1 protein-coding gene is annotated in these 706 nt (G+C 38.1%); it reads right to left on the bottom strand.

Going from position 1 to position 706, the window contains the following annotated elements; genetic code table 11:
- Positions 1-522: hypothetical protein (locus RCF13_RS01235; RefSeq protein ID WP_308140746.1), on the bottom strand; the 522-nt coding region annotated here is incomplete at its 3' end.
- Positions 523-706 lie beyond the last annotated feature (184 nt).

Genomic DNA, 706 nt, shown 5'->3' with positions numbered 1-706 from the left:
TAACTCCATTTTGGTTACTTGGGTAACTGCTGGAATTATCTTTTCCCATAGGACTTGGTTATTGTTTTCTACGTTCTCTGCATATAAGATTGTATCTTCATCACTATATAGCCTTATGGTGAAATTAACTGGATATTCTTTTCTTTCGCTATCTCCTACAACCCTTAAACTGTGAATGGACCTGCTAAAGAATGTACTTGCCACCGTTGGATAAGGCGCTGTAAACTTACCACTACTATCCGATAGTTGACTGCCCCACCAGCCAATCTGATCTCCTTCACCAAACAATTGATAGGTTCCATCTAACTGCCATGAACCGTCTAGACTTGCCATTTTACCAGAAGGGTTTCTAACGCCATCGACTATTTGATTCGGAAATGAAACATTTGCATTTTCATTGGCCTCGGTATTGATGGACTGATCTAAAAATGGGTCTGTATAGTCAATTTGAACTTTTCCGTACACTCTTCTATTGAATGGATCTATTATTTTTTCTTGAAACTCCCTACTTACTGGATACATTCAAATCACCTACATTTCAATGAAATTCATTTTAACATTCAGCCATACGTCTACTTTTCCTTCCTTATATTGCATAGCACTAGCAGACGGAGTTCCGGCATAGAATTCTCCAGTCTCTCGCTTTCCCTCCATAGATATAAAGCTTAAAGTAAATGAATTCCTCCTCTTAGCATTCATTAACCTA

Source organism: Stenotrophomonas maltophilia group sp. RNC7, from assembly GCF_030910085.1.
Lineage (GTDB): Bacteria > Pseudomonadota > Gammaproteobacteria > Xanthomonadales > Xanthomonadaceae > Stenotrophomonas > Stenotrophomonas sepilia.
Note: the sequence above shows the minus strand (reverse complement) of the source record. Positions and strands in the feature narration are given on the sequence as shown.